15 protein-coding genes are annotated in these 18,021 nt (G+C 61.3%); 9 read left to right on the forward strand and 6 right to left on the reverse strand.

Annotated features, from left to right (window positions below; all coding sequences use genetic code 11):
- Positions 1-172: 172 nt before the first annotated feature.
- The 7 genes from OK411_RS01390 to OK411_RS01420 all read left to right on the forward strand — a co-directional run bounded on the left by OK411_RS01390 (position 173) and on the right by OK411_RS01420 (position 8,208).
- Positions 173-1,831: a Na/Pi cotransporter family protein gene (locus OK411_RS01390; RefSeq protein ID WP_264364304.1), complete on the forward strand. Its 1,659-nt coding sequence runs from the start codon at positions 173-175 to the stop codon at positions 1,829-1,831.
- 176 nt (positions 1,832-2,007) lie between these two features.
- Positions 2,008-3,402, forward strand: a complete 1,395-nt coding sequence (locus OK411_RS01395) for a M16 family metallopeptidase (RefSeq protein ID WP_264364305.1) — start codon at positions 2,008-2,010, stop codon at positions 3,400-3,402.
- Positions 3,403-3,613: 211 nt separating this feature from the next.
- Positions 3,614-4,642 (forward strand): DUF5924 family protein, encoded by a 1,029-nt coding sequence (locus tag OK411_RS01400; RefSeq protein WP_125927317.1) that lies wholly within the window; start codon positions 3,614-3,616, stop codon positions 4,640-4,642.
- A gap of 54 nt (positions 4,643-4,696) precedes the next feature.
- The gene (locus OK411_RS01405) at positions 4,697-5,845 is read left to right on the forward strand and encodes an ABC transporter permease (protein WP_264364306.1); all 1,149 of its coding nucleotides are present in this window, start codon (positions 4,697-4,699) and stop codon (positions 5,843-5,845) included.
- The gene (locus OK411_RS01410; RefSeq protein WP_122612880.1) at positions 5,842-6,645 is read left to right on the forward strand and encodes an ABC transporter ATP-binding protein; all 804 of its coding nucleotides are present in this window, start codon (positions 5,842-5,844) and stop codon (positions 6,643-6,645) included. Before OK411_RS01405 ends, OK411_RS01410 begins: the two co-directional genes overlap by 4 nt.
- Before the next feature lies 1 nt (position 6,646).
- Positions 6,647-7,585 carry an MlaD family protein gene (locus OK411_RS01415; RefSeq protein ID WP_016772359.1) on the forward strand — a complete coding sequence of 313 codons (939 nt, stop codon included), beginning with the start codon at positions 6,647-6,649 and terminating at the stop codon, positions 7,583-7,585.
- Positions 7,582-8,208, forward strand: coding sequence for an ABC-type transport auxiliary lipoprotein family protein (locus tag OK411_RS01420; protein ID WP_264364307.1), 627 nt, complete (start codon positions 7,582-7,584; stop codon positions 8,206-8,208). Before OK411_RS01415 ends, OK411_RS01420 begins: the two co-directional genes overlap by 4 nt.
- A 115-nt stretch (positions 8,209-8,323) precedes the next feature.
- On the opposite strand, the gene OK411_RS01425 is transcribed toward OK411_RS01420, so the two are convergent.
- From OK411_RS01425 to OK411_RS01445, 5 genes are all read right to left on the reverse strand, one after another.
- On the reverse strand, positions 8,324-9,553 hold the full coding sequence (locus OK411_RS01425; RefSeq protein WP_024014977.1) for a nucleoside recognition domain-containing protein: 1,230 nt from the start codon (positions 9,551-9,553) through the stop codon (positions 8,324-8,326).
- A gap of 202 nt (positions 9,554-9,755) precedes the next feature.
- Positions 9,756-11,087 carry a glutamate/aspartate:proton symporter GltP gene (gene gltP / locus OK411_RS01430; protein WP_024014978.1) on the reverse strand — a complete coding sequence of 444 codons (1,332 nt, stop codon included), beginning with the start codon at positions 11,085-11,087 and terminating at the stop codon, positions 9,756-9,758.
- A 715-nt stretch (positions 11,088-11,802) separates the two neighbouring features.
- Complete coding sequence (locus OK411_RS01435) at positions 11,803-12,267, reverse strand: inhibitor of vertebrate lysozyme family protein (RefSeq protein WP_016772356.1); 465 nt, start codon at positions 12,265-12,267, stop codon at positions 11,803-11,805.
- A gap of 2 nt (positions 12,268-12,269) precedes the next feature.
- On the reverse strand, positions 12,270-12,434 hold the full coding sequence (locus OK411_RS01440) for a DUF1328 domain-containing protein (protein WP_003177151.1): 165 nt from the start codon (positions 12,432-12,434) through the stop codon (positions 12,270-12,272).
- A 74-nt stretch (positions 12,435-12,508) separates the two neighbouring features.
- Complete coding sequence (locus OK411_RS01445; protein WP_016772355.1) at positions 12,509-12,793, reverse strand: hypothetical protein; 285 nt, start codon at positions 12,791-12,793, stop codon at positions 12,509-12,511.
- 428 nt (positions 12,794-13,221) lie between these two features.
- Here OK411_RS01445 and algB point away from each other — a divergent pair, with 428 nt between their 5' ends.
- Positions 13,222-14,568 (forward strand): sigma-54-dependent response regulator transcription factor AlgB, encoded by a 1,347-nt coding sequence (algB, locus tag OK411_RS01450; protein WP_024014980.1) that lies wholly within the window; start codon positions 13,222-13,224, stop codon positions 14,566-14,568.
- 10 nt (positions 14,569-14,578) lie between these two features.
- The gene (locus tag OK411_RS01455) at positions 14,579-16,369 is read left to right on the forward strand and encodes an ATP-binding protein (RefSeq protein ID WP_217879094.1); all 1,791 of its coding nucleotides are present in this window, start codon (positions 14,579-14,581) and stop codon (positions 16,367-16,369) included.
- On the opposite strand, the gene OK411_RS01460 is transcribed toward OK411_RS01455, so the two are convergent.
- Positions 16,366-17,979, reverse strand: coding sequence for an EAL domain-containing protein (locus tag OK411_RS01460; RefSeq protein ID WP_217879095.1), 1,614 nt, complete (start codon positions 17,977-17,979; stop codon positions 16,366-16,368). The two genes, OK411_RS01455 and OK411_RS01460, sit on opposite strands and share 4 nt — an antisense overlap.
- Positions 17,980-18,021 lie beyond the last annotated feature (42 nt).

Genomic DNA, 18,021 nt, shown 5'->3' on the forward strand with positions numbered 1-18,021 from the left:
GCAGTGGGCGGATGCATCTGTTTTCATGACACTTTTGTTTCAATCCACGCTTTAGCTGTGCAATGCTGGCGCCGAGACCGTTAGCCAACTACAGCTTAAGTATCAAGAACGTAGAAACCGCGCGGTGCCGTCCACTTGCCCCTCTGGGGCGCTGCTACTACAGGGGGTCTGCATGCTCACCCTGCTCAATCTGTTGTCCGCCGTCGCCCTGTTGATCTGGGGCACGCACATCGTCCGAACCGGCATCCTGCGGGTTTACGGCACCAATCTGCGACATGTCATCGGCCAGAACATGTCGAAGAAATGGCTGGCGTTCATCGCCGGTATTCTCGTCACCGCCATGGTGCAGAGCAGCAACGCTACGGCGATGCTGGTCACTTCGTTTGTCGGGCAAGGTCTGATGGCGCTGACCCCGGCGCTGGCGACCATGCTGGGCGCCGATGTCGGCACCGCACTGATGGCGCGGGTGCTGACCCTCGATCTGTCGTGGCTGTCGCCGCTGCTGATTTTCCTCGGGGTGATTTTCTTTCTGTCGCGCAAACAGACGCGGCTCGGGCAGATGGGTCGGGTGTCGATCGGGCTGGGGCTGATCATTCTCGCCCTGCAATTGATCGTCGAGGCCGCCGCGCCGATTACGCACGCGCAAGGGGTGAAGGTGATTTTCGCCTCGCTGACCGGCGACATTCTTCTCGACGCCCTGGTCGGCGCGCTGTTCGCGATGATTTCCTACTCCAGCCTCGCCGCCGTGCTGCTCACCGCTACATTGGCCGGGGCTGCGGTGATCAGCTTGCCGGTGGCGATCGGTCTGGTGATTGGCGCCAACATCGGCAGCGGCATCCTCGCGTTCATGAGCACCAGCATGCAGAACGCCGCCGGCCGCCAGGTTGCGCTGGGCAGTCTGTTGTACAAACTGATCGGCCTGCTGCTGATCATCCCGGTGCTCGACCCGCTGGTGCACTGGATCGACGGCCTTGATTTCAGCCCGCAGGAAATGGTCATCGGCTTCCACCTGCTCTACAACACCGCGCGCTGCCTGATCCTGCTGCCCAGCGTCGGGCCGATGGCGCGGCTCTGTGCTTGGCTGTTGCCGGAGCGGCCGGAGGTCAAAGGCGCCGCCAAACCGCGCCATCTCGACCCGACCGCGCTGGTCACGCCGAGCCTGGCGCTGGCCAACGCCGCGCGGGAAACCCTGCGCATGGGCGATCTGCTCGACAACATGCTCGATGCCTCCCTCGATGTGCTGCGCGGCAAGCAGACCGCCGTCACTCAGGAAATGCGCCGCCTGACCGACGACGTCGAGGCGCTGTACAGCGCGATCAAGCTGTATCTGGCGCAGATGCCCCGCGAGGATCTCGGCGAGCACGACAGTCGGCGCTGGGCCGAGATCATCGAACTGGCGATCAACCTGAAGCTCGCCGCCGACCTGATCGAGCGAATGCTGCGCAAGATCCAGCAGCAGAAGACGTCGCAGCGCCGTTCGTTTTCCGAAGAGGGCCTGGAAGATCTTGCCGGGCTGCAACAGCAACTGATCGCCAACCTGCGCCTGGGCCTGTCGGTGTTTCTCAGCGGCGACCGCGAAAGCGCGCGGCAGTTGTTGCGGGAGAAACGCCGCTTTCGTGCGCAGGAACGGCGTCTGGCCCATGCGCACGTCAGCCGTTTGCAACGCAAGATCGTGCAGAGTCTGGAGACCAGCTCGCTGCATCTGGAGTTGATCGCCGACATGAAACGGCTCAATTCGCTGTTCTGCAGCAGCGCCTATGTGGTGCTGGAAACGGCGGACACCGGCGCGCTGGCGGTGGATGACATGGCCGACATTACGCATTCGCCTTGAACGTCTGAGGCTGGGGTCAGTCAGTTACAGTGGTTCAGCCTTGAGACCGTCATCGCTGGCAAGCCAGCTCCCACAGGGTTTTGTAAGCGCCGCAGATCCTTGTGGGAGCTGGCTTGCCAGCGATGGGGCCCTGACTGACGACACGGATCTCCAAATCAGCCGTATGGAAGCCTGTTATGCGTTGCCTGTTGTTCGCCTGTCTGTTGCTCGGTTCCCTGCCTGCCTTTGCCCTGGATCGCTTTCAGGTCGAAGGCTATGCGCTGCCCAACGGTTTGCAACTGATGCTCAAGCCCGGCACCGAACGCGGGCATGTGGCGATCCGGCTGGTGGTCGGCGTTGGCCTCGATGACTTCGATTGCGACGAAAAAGAGCTGCCGCATTTGCTCGAACACCTGCTGTTCAGCGGTATCGACGCCACCGGCGAAGGCGGCTTGGAAGAGCGCATGCAGGCGCTGGGCGGGGACTGGAATGCGTTCACCAGCAATGCCGACACCACGTTCGTCATCGAGGCCCCGGCGAAAAACCAGCGCAAGGTGCTCGACCTGCTGCTCGCGCTGCTGACCCAGACTCGAATTGACGACAACGCAATCAACGCGGCGAAACGAGTGGTCGAGCGTGAGGACGGCGGGCATTACACCAGGCTGCAACGTTTCCTCGACCGTCAGGACCTCGGCCATACCGCGAGCAATCAGCTGGCTGTCGAGTTGGGTCTGAAATGCCCACAGCGCGCCGAGGTCGGCCATCTGACCCAAGAGCAATTGGAGACGGTGCGCAAGGCCTGGTACGCGCCGAACAACATGACCCTGATCGTCGTCGGCGAACTCGACAAACTGCTGCCGGCCTATCTCGAGCGCACTTGGGGCGAGCTCGAGCCGGTCGAGCCGAGCGAACACCGGGCGCTGCCGGACATCCGCACCAGCGCCGCCCATGAACGCACCCTTACCCGTGGCTTTATCGGCGACAGCGCCAAGCTGCACTGGCTGGTGCCGGAACCGGTGCTCGACGATCAGTACGACCAGACTTTCGACATTCTCAAGGATTACCTCGACTGGGCGCTGTACCGGCAGATTCGTCTCAACCATGGCTTGTCGTACGGGCCGTGGGCCGAGCGCGAAGTGTTCGGTGGTGTCGGCTTCATGAGCCTCAACGCTGACCTGGATCGCGATGACGTCGACGAAGCCATTCAAGTGCTGGAAGACCTCAAGGCCGACCTGCTGAAAAACGGCCTCGACCCGAGCACTTTCGCCCGCATCAAACAAGCCGCCATTGCTCACCAAGCCTGGGCCGTGCAGGGCAACAGCGCGCTGGCGGACTATTACTGGAGCGCGCTGGCCGACTATCAGGATGGCCGCTTTGCCAATCCCGCGCGGGAGTTGCAAGGGGTGACGCTGGAAGCGGCGAACAAGGCGATGCGCGAGCTGCTGTTGCAGCCGGGGTATATCCGGATCGAGAAGCCGTTGATCAGTGATGATCAAGTGTTGTGGCTGGCTGCAGGTGGGGTGGGGCTGGTGCTGCTGATGTTGATCGGCTGGCGTGTGTATCGTCGCCACAAAATCGCTGGAAGCCATTAATCCTGTGGTGAGTCAGCACTTGTGGCGAGGGGATTTATCCCCGATGGGCTGCGCAGCAGCCCCAATAAGGGCAGCTCGGTATAGCCAGACAAAATTCGCTTGCAGGATCTACGACGGCGGCGCCGCCGATCGGGGATAAATCCCCTCGCCACAGGGGGCATGCGGCGTTAACCTTTCCGGGATTTTCCCCATATCGTCGTGAACCGCCAAAATGCCAAAACTGACCCTCCTTATCCAGCGCCTTCTCGAGCTGATGAAGCGCTACCCCGGGTTGATCGCGGCGGGTGGTTTCATTTCCGGGGTCGGCAGTTTCATCCTCGTCGATCGCCAACAGGGGCTGGCCAGCTGGATCACGGTGATCATGCTGCTCAGCTGGATCTGGCTGATGCTGGAAAACACCCTCACCGGCCTGTTCACGAAAATCTTTAAACGCGAGATTCCCCAGCCGCTGCTGCGCTACGCGACGCAGATGATCCATCAGGAAAGCCTGTTTTTCGTCCTGCCGTTCTTCTTCATCACCACCACGTGGAACAGCGGCCAGTTTGTCTTCACCGGCCTGCTCAGCGTTGCTGCACTGATCTCTATCGTCGATCCGCTGTACTACAAATGGCTGGCGCCACGGCGCTGGGCGTTTCTCGCGCTGCACACCCTGACCCTGTTCGCCGCCCTGCTCACCGCGCTGCCGGTGATCATGCACCTGACCACCGCGCAGAGTTTCAAATGGGCGCTGGGGATTGCCGTGCTGCTGTCGTTCCCGAGCCTGGCATCGATCTTCCCGATCCGCACGGTGCGCAATGCCCTGGCGATTCTGTTCATCACAGTCGGCATCGGCGGCGTCGGTTGGGCGCTGCGTTCGTGGGTGCCGCCGGCAACGCTGTGGATGACCGACGTGGCGATCAGCACGCAGCTGCAGGATCGCACCCCCGGCGCCAGCCTCGAAACCGTCAGCGCCGAGCAGATCCGCAGCGGCGGGCTCTACGCCTACACTGCGATCAACGCGCCGCGCGGTCTCGACGAGCGGATTTATCACGTGTGGACCTTCAACGGCAAAGAGGTCGACCGCATCGCCCTCGACATCCATGGCGGGCGCAAGGAAGGCTACCGGGCGTGGACGCACAAGCAGAACTTCCCCGGCAACCCGGCGGGCAAATGGCAGGTGCGGGTGCTGACCGAGGACGGGCAGTTGATCGGCGTGCTGCGTTTCGCAATCACCGACAGCACACCGGCCAAAGAAAAGTAATCCGGTTCGTGCTATTACGTAGGATCTCGTAACGGCCGTACAAGCACGGAGCTTATGACCAGCAGCCCAACCCCCGGCAGTGCCCACCTGGACACCGCGTTCAGCCCTGCCCGCCTGCGCGTCAGCGGCGACTGGACGCTCGCCCACTACACCGCGCTCAAGCACCTGAGCGAAAAGCTCCGCGGCCAGTACGATGCCAACACTTCCATCGATCTGAACGGCCTCGGTGCCCTCGACACCGCCGGCGCCTCGTTGCTGGTCGAGCTGCTCGGTTCCGAGCGCTTGGGTAAAACCGCCGAACACCCCGATTGCACCCTTTCAACTGCCGACCGCGCCTTGCTGCAAACCGTGTACTGCTCGCTGAGCGATTTCTGCGTGCCGATCAAGGAGCCGGAAATCAGCGTCAGCGTGCAACTGCTGACGCGCATTGGCCGCGCGGTGGACAAGGTCTGGACCGACACGATGCAACTGCTCGGCTTCGTCGGCCTGATTCTCGAAGTCATCGCCCGTGGTCTGTTGCGGCCCCAGCGCTGGCGCATCACACCCATGATCGCGCACATCGAGCAGACCGGTCTCGACGCCGCGCCGATCGTGGCCCTGCTGACGTTTCTGGTCGGCGCGGTGGTGGCGTTTCTTGGCGCCACAGTGCTGGCCAGTTTCGGCGCGACGATTTTCACCGTGGACCTGGTCGGCTTCTCGTTCCTGCGCGAATTCGGCGTGCTGCTCACGGCGATCCTGATGGCCGGGCGCACCGCCAGTGCATTCACCGCGCAGATCGGCTCGATGAAGGCCAACGAAGAAATCGACGCGATCCGTACTCTCGGCCTCGACCCGATCGAATTGCTGGTGGTGCCGCGTGTGCTGGCGCTGCTGGTGGCGCTGCCGATGCTGACGTTTCTGGCGATGCTCTCGGGGATCGTCGGTGGCGGTGTGGTCTGCGCAGTGTCGCTGGACATTTCGCCGGCGATGTTCCTCTCGCTGCTGCAATCGGACATCGGCATTCAGCATTTTCTGGTCGGGCTGGTGAAGGCGCCGATCTTCGCCTTCCTGATCGCGGCAATTGGTTGCCTGGAAGGTTTCAAGGTCAGCGGCAGCGCCGAATCGGTCGGCGCGCACACCACCTCCAGCGTGGTCCAGTCGATTTTCGTGGTGATCGTGCTTGATGCGGTGGCTGCGCTGTTTTTCATGGAGATGGGCTGGTGAGTCGTCTACCCCGCGCGCCCTCGGAGGCGGTGATCGAAGTTCGTGGCCTGTGCAATCGCTTCGGCCCGCAGAGCGTGCACGAGAACCTTGATCTGGACGTGTACAAGGGCGAGATCCTCGCCGTGGTTGGCGGCTCCGGTACCGGCAAATCGGTGCTGCTGCGCAGCATTGTCGGGCTGAATCGGCCCAGCGAAGGCATGGTCAAAGTCTTCGGCCAGAACCTGCCGAACCTGGCCGAGCATGAACGCTCGCTGATCGAACGCCGCTTCGGTGTGCTGTTCCAGAAAGGCGCGCTGTTCTCGTCGCTGACCGTGACCGAGAACGTCGCCCTGCCCCTGATCGAACACGCCGGCCTCAGCCGTCACGACGCCGAGCATCTGGCGGCGGTGAAACTGGCGCTGGCCGGGCTGCCGTTGTCGGCGGCGGACAAATACCCGGCGTCGCTGTCCGGCGGCATGATCAAGCGTGCGGCGCTGGCGCGGGCCCTGGCGCTGGATCCGGACATTCTGTTTCTCGACGAACCCACCGCCGGTCTCGATCCGATTGGCGCGGCGCAGTTCGATCAATTGATCCTGACCCTGCGTGATGCGTTGGGTCTGAGTGTGTTTCTGGTCACCCACGACCTCGACACGTTGTACACCATCACCGATCGCGTGGCGGTGCTGGCGCAGAAGAAAGTGCTGGTTGCCGGCCCTATCGACGACGTCTCGGAAACCGCCGACGCGTGGATTCACGAATACTTCCACGGCCCGCGCGGCCGCTCGGCGCTGGACGCCGCCAAACAGCTCAACGAGGTCTGATATGGAAACCCGAGCCCATCATGTGTTGATCGGCCTGTTCACGGTGATCGTCGTGGCCGGCGCCCTGCTCTTCGGCCTGTTTCTGGCCAAATCCAGCGTCGACACCGAGTTCAAGGATTACGAAGTGGTGTTCAACGAGGCGGTCAGCGGTCTGTCCAAGGGCAGCTCGGTGCAGTACAGCGGGATCAAGGTCGGTGACGTGGTCAGCCTGCGCCTCGACCCGCAGGACCCGCGCCGGGTGCTGGCGCGGATTCGTCTGGCGGGCGACACGCCGGTCAAGGAAGACACCCAGGCCAAACTGGCGCTGACCGGTATCACCGGCACCTCGATCATCCAGCTCAGCGGCGGCACACCCGAGAGCCCGAAATTGCGCGGGCACGACGGCAAGTTGCCAACTCTGGTCGCCTCGCCCTCGCCTATCTCGCGTCTGCTCAACGACAGCAGCGACTTGATGACCGGCATCAGCGCCCTGCTGCAGAACGCCAACCACATGTTCTCCGCGGAAAACGTCGAGCGTGTGAGCAAGACCCTTGCCCATCTGGAACAGACCACCGGCACCATCAATGACCAGCGCGGCGACATCAAACAAGCCATGCAGCAACTGGCGACCGTCGGCAAACAGGCCGGCAGCATGCTCGAGCAGACCTCACTGCTGATGCGCAACGCCAACGGCCTGCTCAATGATCAGGGCAAGCAGGCCTTGGGCAGCGCCGAACAGGCGATGAAGTCGCTGGAGCAAAGCAGCGTGACCATCAACGGCTTGCTCAGCAAAAACCAGAATTCGCTGGATAACGGCATGCAGGGCCTCAACGGCCTGGCCCCGGCGATTCGCGAACTGCGCGAGACGCTGACCTCGCTGCGCGCCATTTCCCAACGCCTCGAGGCCAACCCCAGCGGCTACCTGCTGGGCAGCGACAAGAACAAGGAATTCACCCCATGAAGTTGACTCGAATCGCCCTGCTCGGCGCTGGCCTGACCCTGATCGGCGCGTGCTCGATCTTGCCCAAGTCGGAACCTTCGGACGTCTACCGCCTGCCCGCTGCACCGGCGCCCGCCTCGGCCAGCCCGGCGACGGTTCAGCCGTGGTCGCTGCGCTTGAATAAATTGCAGGCCAGCGAAGCGTTGAACCGGCCGAGCATTGCCGTGATCCCGCAGGGCGATGTGATCAGCAGCTACAAGGGCTCGCGCTGGAGCGATCCGGCGCCGGTGCTGCTGCGCAATCGCTTGCTTGATGGCTTCGCGCGGGATGGTCGAGTGACGCTGCTGAGCACCGACGACAGCAACTTCCAGGCGGATCTGGAACTGGGCGGCAGTTTGCAGGCGTTTCAGACCGAATATCAGGGCACCCAGGCCGGCGTTGTGATGCGGGTCGATGCGTTGCTGGTGCGCGGCTATGACCAGCGCATCCTCGCCAGCCGCCGTTTTGAAGAGCGCCAGCCGTTGAGCGATGTGCAGGTGCCAGCGGTGGTCGCCGGGTTTGGTCAGGCCAGTGATCGCCTTACGGCCAAGGTTGTGGCATGGGCCGTAGAGCAAGGGCAGAAACTGGCCCCGCAACCGCGCTGACACACCACAATCCCTGTGGGAGCGAGCCTGCTCGCGAAAGCGGTGTATCAGTCACTTAAGCGTTGACTGACACTCCGTCTTCGCGAGCAGGCTCGCTCCCACATGGGAATTTTGCTCAGCCGAAGAACCAGTAGCAGACCCCGATAGCGCCCACCACTCCGGCAAACTCAGCCAACAACGCACACCCCACCGCGTGCCGTGCGCGTTGAATCCCCACCGCGCCGAAGTACACCGCCAGCACATAGAACGTGGTTTCGGTACTGCCCTGCACCGTCGCCGCGACCAGCGCCGGGAAGCTGTCGACGCCGGAGGTCTGCATGGTCTCGATGAGCATCGCCCGTGCGGCGCTGCCGGAGAACGGTTTGACCATCGCCGTCGGCAGCGCATCGACGAAGCGCGTGTCCCAACCGGCCCACTCGACCAGATGCCGAATACCGTCCAGGCCGAAATCCAGCGCACCAGAGGCGCGCAGCACGCCAACCGCACAGAGCATCGCCACCAGATACGGCAAGAGGTTCTTTGCCACATCAAAGCCTTCTTTCGCGCCTTCGACGAACGCCTCGTACACCTTGACCTTGCGCAGCGCGCCGATCAGCAGAAACAGCATGATCAGGCCGAACAGCGTGAGATTGCCGAGGATCGACGACAATCCCGCCAGTGCTGTCGCAGAAAGCGTACCAAGCAGGGCCATGAAGCCGCCAAGGATCAGCGCGCCGGGCAGCAGATAGGCGAGGACCACCGGGTCCCAGATGCGCAGGCGTTGCATGAAAGCTACGGAGAGGAAACCGACGATAGTCGAGCAACTGGTCGCCAGCAGAATCGGCAGGAACACCAGCGTCGGATCCGGCGCGCCTTGCTGGGCGCGGTACATGAAGATGGTCACGGGCAGCAGGGTCAGCGACGAGGCGTTGAGCACCAGAAACAGGATCTGCGCGTTGCTGGCGATGGTGGAGCTGGGATTGAGCTCCTGCAGCGCTTTCATGGCTTTCAGGCCGATCGGCGTGGCGGCGTTGTCCAGGCCAAGGCCGTTGGCGGCAAAGTTCAGCGTGATCAGGCCTAGGGCAGGGTGGCCGGCGGGGACTTCCGGCATCAGCCGCAGAAACAGCGGGCCGAGCACCTTGGCCAGCCACTCGACGATCCCGGCTTTCTCGGCGATGCGCAGAAAGCCCAGCCAGAGGGTGAGGGTGCCGAATAGCAGCACCATGACTTCGACCGACAGCTTGGCCATGGCGAAAATGCTTTCCACCATCGCCGCGAAGATCCCAGCGTTGCCGCCGATCAGCCACTGCGCCAGCGCCGACACGGCTGCAACGATGAAGAAGCCAAGCCACAGGCCATTAAGCATCAGTCAAATCCCCCGAAGAATGCGGCGAATGATAGCGGGGTCGCCAGAAACGACAAACCCCGGATTGCTCCGGGGTTTGTTGGTGGGGCTTGCATCAATCACTGTGGGAGCGAGCCTGCTCGCGAAGAGGCCGGCACATTCAACATCTCTGTAGATTGATACACCGTCTTCGCGAGCAGGCTCGCTCCCACAGGGTTTTGCATCAGTTCTTGGAAATTTCGCCAGCCGGCAGTTTTTCCTTGCTGCGCCAGTGCGGCAGGGAGTTCCAGTAACGCTCACCCTTGGCGTCGTCGTACATGCCTTCCCAGCGCGCGATAACCAGCACTGCCAAGGCATTACCGATCACGTTCAGTGCAGTACGCGCCATGTCCATGATGCGATCGACACCAGCGATGAACGCCAGGCCCTCAAGTGGAATGCCGACGCTGCCCAAAGTGGCCAGCAGCACTACGAAAGACACGCCCGGTACGCCGGCGATACCTTTGGAGGTGACCATCAGCGTCAACACCAGCAGCAGTTGCTGGCTGATCGACAGGTCGATGCCATACAGCTGGGCGATGAAGATCGCCGCGATCGACTGGTACAGGGTCGAGCCATCGAGGTTGAACGAGTAACCGGTCGGCACCACGAAGCTGCAGATGGCTTTCGGCGCGCCGTAGGCTTCCATTTTCTCGATGACACGTGGCAGCACGGTTTCCGAGGAGGCTGTGGAGTAGGCCAGTACCAGCTCATCCTTGAAGATGCGCATCAGCTTGAGCACCGAGAAGCCGAACAGCTTGGCGATCAGGCCCAGCACGACGAACGCGAAGAAGGCGATGGCGACGTAAACCAGGATCACCAGTTTCGCCAGCGGCAGCAGCGAGGCGAAGCCGAAGTTGGCCACGGTCACCGCGATCAGTGCGAATACGCCGATCGGGGCGTAGTTCATGATCATGTGGGTGACCTTGAACATGCTTTCCGAAACGCCCTGGAACATCTTCACCAGCGGCTCGCGCAGGTCCGACTGCAGGCTCGACAGGCCGAGACCGAACAGTACGGAGAAGAAGATGATCGGCAGCATTTCGCCGCGAGCCATGGCCGCGAAGATGTTCGACGGGATCAGGTTGAGGATGGTTTCGATGAATGCATGTTCATGCTGCACTTCGGCGGCGGTCGCCTGGTACTTGGAGATGTCCACCGTGCCCAGGGTGCTCATGTCGATGCCGGTGCCCGGATGGAACACGTTGGCCAGCACCAGACCGACAACGATGGCGATGGTGGTGACGATCTCGAAATAGATGATCGTCTTCAGGCCGATACGCCCGAGTTTCTTGGCGTCGCCGACGCCAGCGATGCCGACGATCAGCGAGGAAATGACGATCGGGATCACGATCATCTTGATCAGACGGATAAAGATATCGCCTGCCGGTTGCAGGACGTTGCTGATCCACCAGGCCTTTTCGGCACTGAAGTGGTTGAGCAACGCACCAATTGCAATCCCCAGAATCAGACCGATGAGGATCTGCCAGGCGAGGCTGATTTTTGCCTTCTTCATTATCTTTACCCTTACTTGCGTTTGACTCAGGCACATGCAGGAACTGGAACGCTCATCAGCGGAAAAGTCTGTGCATCTGCCTCCGTATAAGGTGCCCCGAAGCGCGTGTTTATGGCTCTTCGGCAGGCGAAAAAAGGCGCAACTATTCCGATGCAAGGTGGCGCCGTCTAATGCCGTAAACGCCTACCCTATGCCTAATCGGCATGAGCTTTTTTATTTGAAACTGGCGTCCCAAGCGGTTCGATTGTGACATTTGTGCCAGCATAAGTGCCGTGAACCGGCCGTTACAGCGTAGGCTGGTTAAATTTCGCACAGGCAAAACCGGCGGAAATTTCCGGAAAAAGTCTGAATCGCAAGACTAGAAGTCACACGGAACGAGCGCGATCTTTGTCGATATACGGTCGCCAGGAAACACCGCGAAATGTTTTCCTCGCAGTGTCGTCGATTGAAAAAAGGAATTTGCCGTGCTGGATCAATGTTTTAGCGGATTCAAAGCCCAGCGCAGATTCGTCAGACCACCGGGTCGACGAACCTGCGGCGCAGCTTTTACCCTGACCCGGCCCTTGCGCAGGTACTCCCTGTACCCGTAGGTCACTCCGACCCTGTATCAGTCAGAACGTCCCGGCCCCCTGGTCATGCACCGACCCTCATCGGGCGGTGCAATGGAAAGCAGCGGGGCGCTGCTTTCGTGTTCGAAACCTTTGCGCGTCCTGCGTCAGTACCACTTCGGATCTTTCTTCAGGGTTTCCATCAGCAGATCCTGCATGCCCTGATCAGGTTTGCCGAAGAAGCGATAAGTCGCGTGTCGCGTCGGCGACTTGTCCTGCGGAAGACCTTCCGGGACATCGACCAGCATGGCGTAGGCGTCATCCTTGTCGAAGCTGAAGGCCACGATCAAACGGTGATTCAGACACTTGTCCTGACTCTCGCAGAGCGGGCCGACCAGATACTGATCGCCATCTTCCGTAACGGCATGCATCTGTTGTTCGGAGGTGCCGGACAGGTTGATCACCCATTCCGGTACGCGCTCTTCCTTTTTGATCACGCCTTCCCAGGTTTCACGGTACTGCGCGTCGGAGGCGAGCAGTTCGTTGACCCGGGTCTGGCCGTCATTGGCCGCCATGGCCATGGCACTGCCGCCCAGAAGCAGGGCGGCGGCCAATGTCTTGAGACCGATCATCGTTAACCTCGGCCGCGACGGCCAAAGAAGAAAGAAGCGATGAACATCACCAGGAACACGACAAAGAGAATCTTGGCGATACCCGTGGCGGTGCCCGCGATACCACCGAAGCCCAGAACGGCGGCGATGATGGCAATGATCAAGAATGTAATTGCCCAGCTCAACATGGTGATTCTCCTTACTTCTCTATTTAGGGGTGTTTCCGGTTTCCGGCGCTACGCGCCTGAATGTGTTCAAAGGCTTAGAAAACCCAGCGCTCTTCCCGTGGCAATTGATCCAGCGGTTGCGCCTGGTCGACATCGATCATGTGCATCGAAGCGTTTTCAACCTGGCTGCTGCTCACGGCACTGAAGTGCGTTTGAGTGCTGTGCTGCATCGAAATCAGTGGCTCGGGTTTGCGGCTGTTTTCCCAGCTCATGTACTGCTGGCAGACGATCAGGGTGATCAGCAACGCCAGTACACCGAACAGACCTTGCTGGATCTGCAGTGGCGAAATACGTACTTGGGCGGCGATTGGGCGAGTCATCCTGTGTTCCTCACGCTTGTTCGGTTGGGGCAGTGCTGTTCTGCCCGGGCTGAGTGAGGTATTGCAGCCTGCATGCCAGTTTTTTCATCTGCGAAAAAATCAATAAAAACAATGAGTTATGCTTGATTGATAAATTTCCTGAGACGCATCCTGCACGATGGCTCTTCTGCGGTCGTGCGCAATGCACGATTATTTCGTGGGAAATTTCGATGATATGGAATTGCTACCGGTACGCAGATGTCAGAAGAGGACGCAGGATCTGCCCTGCAAAACGCAGAATGTTTTAAAACTCAACGAAATCAATGAATTGGCCGTTATTGCAGTAGAGAGCTACCCTCCTATGGCTGGTATCGTTCAGAATCAACCATGCAACTTGCCCGATTTTTCCGGGACTAACCCAAGACTAATCACTATGGAGCGTAGGAAAAATGGAATCTGCCACTGAGCAACAAGGCCGCATTCTGCTGGTGGACGATGAATCCGCCATCCTGCGTACGTTTCGTTATTGCCTCGAAGACGAAGGCTATACGGTAGCCACCGCCAATAGCGCAGCCCAGGCCGATGCTTTGCTGCAACGTCAGGTCTTCGATCTGTGCTTCCTTGATTTGCGCCTGGGCGAGGACAACGGGCTCGACGTCCTCGCGCAGATGCGCATTCAGGCGCCGTGGATGCGCGTAGTGATCGTCACCGCCCACTCGGCGGTCGACACCGCGGTTGATGCCATTCAGGCTGGCGCCGCCGATTATCTGGTCAAGCCGTGCAGCCCTGATCAACTGCGCCTGGCCACCGCCAAGCAACTGGAAGTGCGCCAGCTCTCCGCGCGCCTTGAAGCGCTGGAAGGCGAGATCCGCAAACCGAAAGACGGTCTCGATTCCCACAGCCCGGCGATGAAAGTCGTGCTGGAAACGGCCCGGCAGGTCGCAAGCACCGACGCCAACATTCTTATCCTTGGCGAGTCCGGCACGGGTAAAGGTGAACTGGCCCGTGCGATCCACGGCTGGAGCAAGCGCGAGAAGAAATCCTGCGTCACTATCAACTGCCCGTCGCTGACTGCCGAGCTGATGGAAAGCGAGCTGTTTGGCCATAGCCGTGGCGCGTTTACCGGCGCCAGCGAAAGCACGCTGGGTCGAGTCAACCAGGCGGACGGCGGCACGCTGTTTCTCGACGAGATCGGCGACTTTCCGCTGACTTTGCAACCCAAGTTGCTGCGCTTCATCCAGGACAAGGAATACGAGCGGGTCGGCGATCCGGTCACTCGCCGCGCCGATGTGCGCATCCTTGCCGCCACCAACCTCAATCTTGAAGACATGGTCCGCGACGGACGTTTCCGCGAAGACCTGCTCTATCGTCTCAACGTCATCACCCTGCATCTGCCGCCGTTGCGCGAGCGCGCCGAAGACATCCTGACCCTCGCCGATCGGTTCCTTGCACGTTTCGTCAAAGAGTACGCGCGTCCGGCGCGCGGCTTCAGCGATGAGGCGCGCGAAGCGCTGCTCGGTTATCGCTGGCCGGGCAACATTCGCGAACTGCGCAACGTCGTCGAGCGAGCAAGCATCATCTGCCCGCAGGAACGCGTGGAAATCAGCCACCTGGGCATGGCCGAACAACCGGCCAACAACGCGCCACGGGTCGGCGCGGCGCTGAGCCTGGACGAGCTGGAGAAAGCGCACATCGGCGCGGTGCTGGCCACCGCCGGCACTCTGGACCAAGCGGCGAAAACCCTCGGCATCGACGCCTCGACCCTGTATCGCAAACGCAAGCAGTACAACCTGTGAGCACTGCGCGATGAAACTGGCGATCAAGCTGCGCACGCGCCTGTTCCTGAGCATTTCTGCGTTGATCACCGTGGCCTTGCTCGGGCTCTTGCTCGGGCTGGTCAGCGTGATGCAGATGGCCGGGTCACAGGAAGCGCTGGTGCGCAGCAACTTCGTCACCCTGGATCTGGGCCTCAAGCTGCGCCAGACCCTCGGTGATCAATTGATCATCATGCTCGCCGACAAACCCGATCCCGTTGCGTTCGAAGCGTCCAAACAGCACTACTTCGAGTTGCTCGACCAAGGCATCGCCCAGCAGCAGGAGGGCGATGGCCAGCCTTACGGTTTCCGCCAGGCCAAGGCCGACTACCTGAACTTCCTCGCCTCATTCGACGTGACCGCCGAAGCGGCGAAGAACGCCAGTACCACCGCGGATTTCCGCGAGCGCTTCAACATTCTTCGTAATGGCCTGATTGCTGAGCACAAACATGCGCTGGAAACCATCAACGCGGTCCAGCACGCTGCCCGTGAACGCGCGTTGCTGATTGCCGGGCTGCTTGGCCTGGTCGGGCTGGCGGTGCTGATCATCGGTTTCGTCACCGCCCAGGGCATCGCCCGACGTTTCGGCGCACCGATCGAAGCGCTGGCCAAGGCTGCCGACAATATCGGCCAGGGCAACTATGACGTGACCCTGCCGATTTCCACGGCCATGGAAGTCAACCTGCTGTCGCGACGCTTCGGCCTGATGGCCGAGGCGTTGCGCGAACACCAGGCGATGAATGTCGACGAACTGTTGGCCGGTCAGCAGCGCTTGCAAGCGGTGCTCGACAGCATCGACGATGGCTTGCTGATGATCGACCGCCAGGGCCAGCTCGAACACCTCAACCCCGTGGCTCAGCGCCAGTTGGGCTGGGAAGACGACCGGCTCGGCCAAGGCCTGGGTACTGCACTCGGCCGTCCGGAGCTGGATGCGCAACTGCAATTGGTCCTGCGCGGCGGCACGCTGGAGCGTGCGCCGGAAGATCTGAGCATCGAAGTCGATGGCGAATCGCGCCTGCTGACCTACAGCCTGACGCCGGTCAGTCATACCCAGGGGCATATTCTCGGCGCGGTGATGGTGCTGCACGATGTCACCGAGCAACGCGCGTTCGAGCGCGTGCGCAGTGAGTTTGTCTTGCGCGCTTCCCACGAGCTGCGCACGCCGGTCACCGGCATGCACATGGCCTTCGGACTGTTTCGCGAGCGGGCCAAGTTCCCGGCGGAATCGCGCGAAGCTGACCTGCTGGATACGGTTAACGAAGAAATGCAGCGTCTGATGCAGTTGATCAACGACTTGCTCAACTTCTCGCGCTACCAGAACGGCCTACAGAAACTCACTCTGGCGCCATGTTCCATTGAAGACTTGCTGGAGCAGGCGCAGCTGCGCTTTGCCGACGTGGCTGCGGCCAAAGGTGTTGCGCTGAACGTCGAGATTCAAGGCCCGTTGCCGAGGTTGCAGGCTGATCAGGCGCAACTTGATCGCGTCCTCGACAATCTGATCGACAACGCCTTACGCCACACCGCCCGCGACGGGCAGATCCGTCTGCAGGCGCGCCGCCATGGCGAGCGGGTGATCATCAGCGTCGAAGACAATGGCGAGGGCATTGCCTACGGCCAGCAGGGGCGGATCTTCGAACCGTTCGTGCAGGTCGGGCGCAAGAAGGGCGGCGCCGGGCTCGGCCTGGCGCTGTGCAAGGAAATCGTCCAGTTGCACGGCGGACGCATGGGCGTTTATTCGCGGCCGGGGCAGGGCACCCAGTTCTACATGGCGCTGGCCGTCTAGGCTTCGTCGTCCATACGCCGCGCGGCAAGGCGCCTGCCGCGGGTGATCAGTTCGATGAACTGCACGGCGCTCAGTGCGTGGGCGAACAGCCAGCCCTGACCGAACTTGACTCCCTCACTGCTGAGCAGTGCGGCTTGGGATTCCAGCTCAATGCCTTCGGCAATCACTTTCAGATCCAGCGCCTGCGCCATGTGAATGATGTGCGGAGCGACGCCGCTGCTCGCCGCGTCATGGCCCAGCGCATCGATAAACGCCTTGTCGATTTTCAAACAGTCCACCGGCAAGGTCTGCAGATAGGCGAGGCTGCAATAGCCGGTGCCGAAATCATCGATCAGCACCTGATGGCCGACGTCGCGCAAGGCTTGCAGGTTTTCCCGCGCCACCACCACATCAATCAGGCCGCGCTCGGTGACTTCGAAGGCTATCTGCCGCGCGGCGACACGGTGCAGCGCGAGCAGCCGCGCCATGACCTGGCCGATGCGCGGCACCATGACATCGCAGGCTGCGAGGTTCACCGAGATATACAGCTGCGGGTTGGCGCGCAGTAACTGGCCCAGTTGTTCGAGCAGACGCTGCAAGACGAAGTCGGTCATCTGCCGGATCTGCCCGGTGTTCTCCGCCATGGGAATGAACAGGTCGGGGCTGGTCAGCGTGCCGTCCGGGCGCCGCCAGCGCAGCAGCGCTTCGGCGCCGACGCAGTTGCGGCTGTCGAGATCGAAGATCGGCTGATACAGCACCTGCAACTCACCCCGGCGGATCGCCCCGTGCAGCTCGGCATCCAGCGACTGGCGCTGACGCACCAATAGCAAGGTCAGAAAGCCGACAACGGCCCCGGCGATCAGGCACACCGGCAACAGCCACCACCACACCGCCGGGACGTGCATGCCCGTGCGCGGCGTAATCAGCACCAATTGATATTCCGGGTTGTCGGTGGGCATGCGATAGATCAGCCGCGTTTGCGTGACTTGCAGCGCATCAGGGCTCTTCGGTGGCCAGAGTTCGGTCGGTGGCCAGGTCTGTGCGGTGCCGAGCACCGGAATCGCGCGAGTGCCGTGATCGAGTACCACCAGCAGGCTGCTGCCGGACGACAGATCGACCATGTCGGTCAAATGCCCGCGCGAGGTAGCGACACGAAAGTTGCCGCGACCGAGCATCAGCGCCGCGCGGTTTTCATCGGGTTCGGTGGTGGTGTTCAGCCAATAGCTGTAGGTCGGGCCCTGAATGTCCGGCGCGCGCACCAACGACAGACCTTCCTGGCGCGGACGGTTGGAGCAGAACCGCGAAGCGTCCATATATGCGGCTTCGTAGACGAAGCGGTAGTTGAAGGTGACTTGCTGCAAAGTCGCGATCATTTCTTCGTCGCAGCCGCGCAAGGGCTGGGCTTCAAGGTCGTCGAGACTTTCGCGCAACTGGCCGAACAATTGTTCGAGGCGCGCGAGGAAACGTTCGCCCTGGGCGTTCATTTCCTGGCTCTCGCGCATTTCCATCTGGCGCATCGCCGCGAACATACCGCCGGCAATCAGCAGGCTGGCGCTGAGGACAGCCGCGATCATCGCCAAAAAAACAGGGCGATAAAACCAGCTACGCAGCGTCTCTCGGGTCGCAGCCATCAGGGATTTTCCGAAGAATTACCATGAGTTATAGCTGCTGAT

It is taken from the genome of Pseudomonas sp. RG1, from assembly GCF_025910115.1.
GTDB classification, from domain to species: domain Bacteria; phylum Pseudomonadota; class Gammaproteobacteria; order Pseudomonadales; family Pseudomonadaceae; genus Aquipseudomonas; species Aquipseudomonas atacamensis.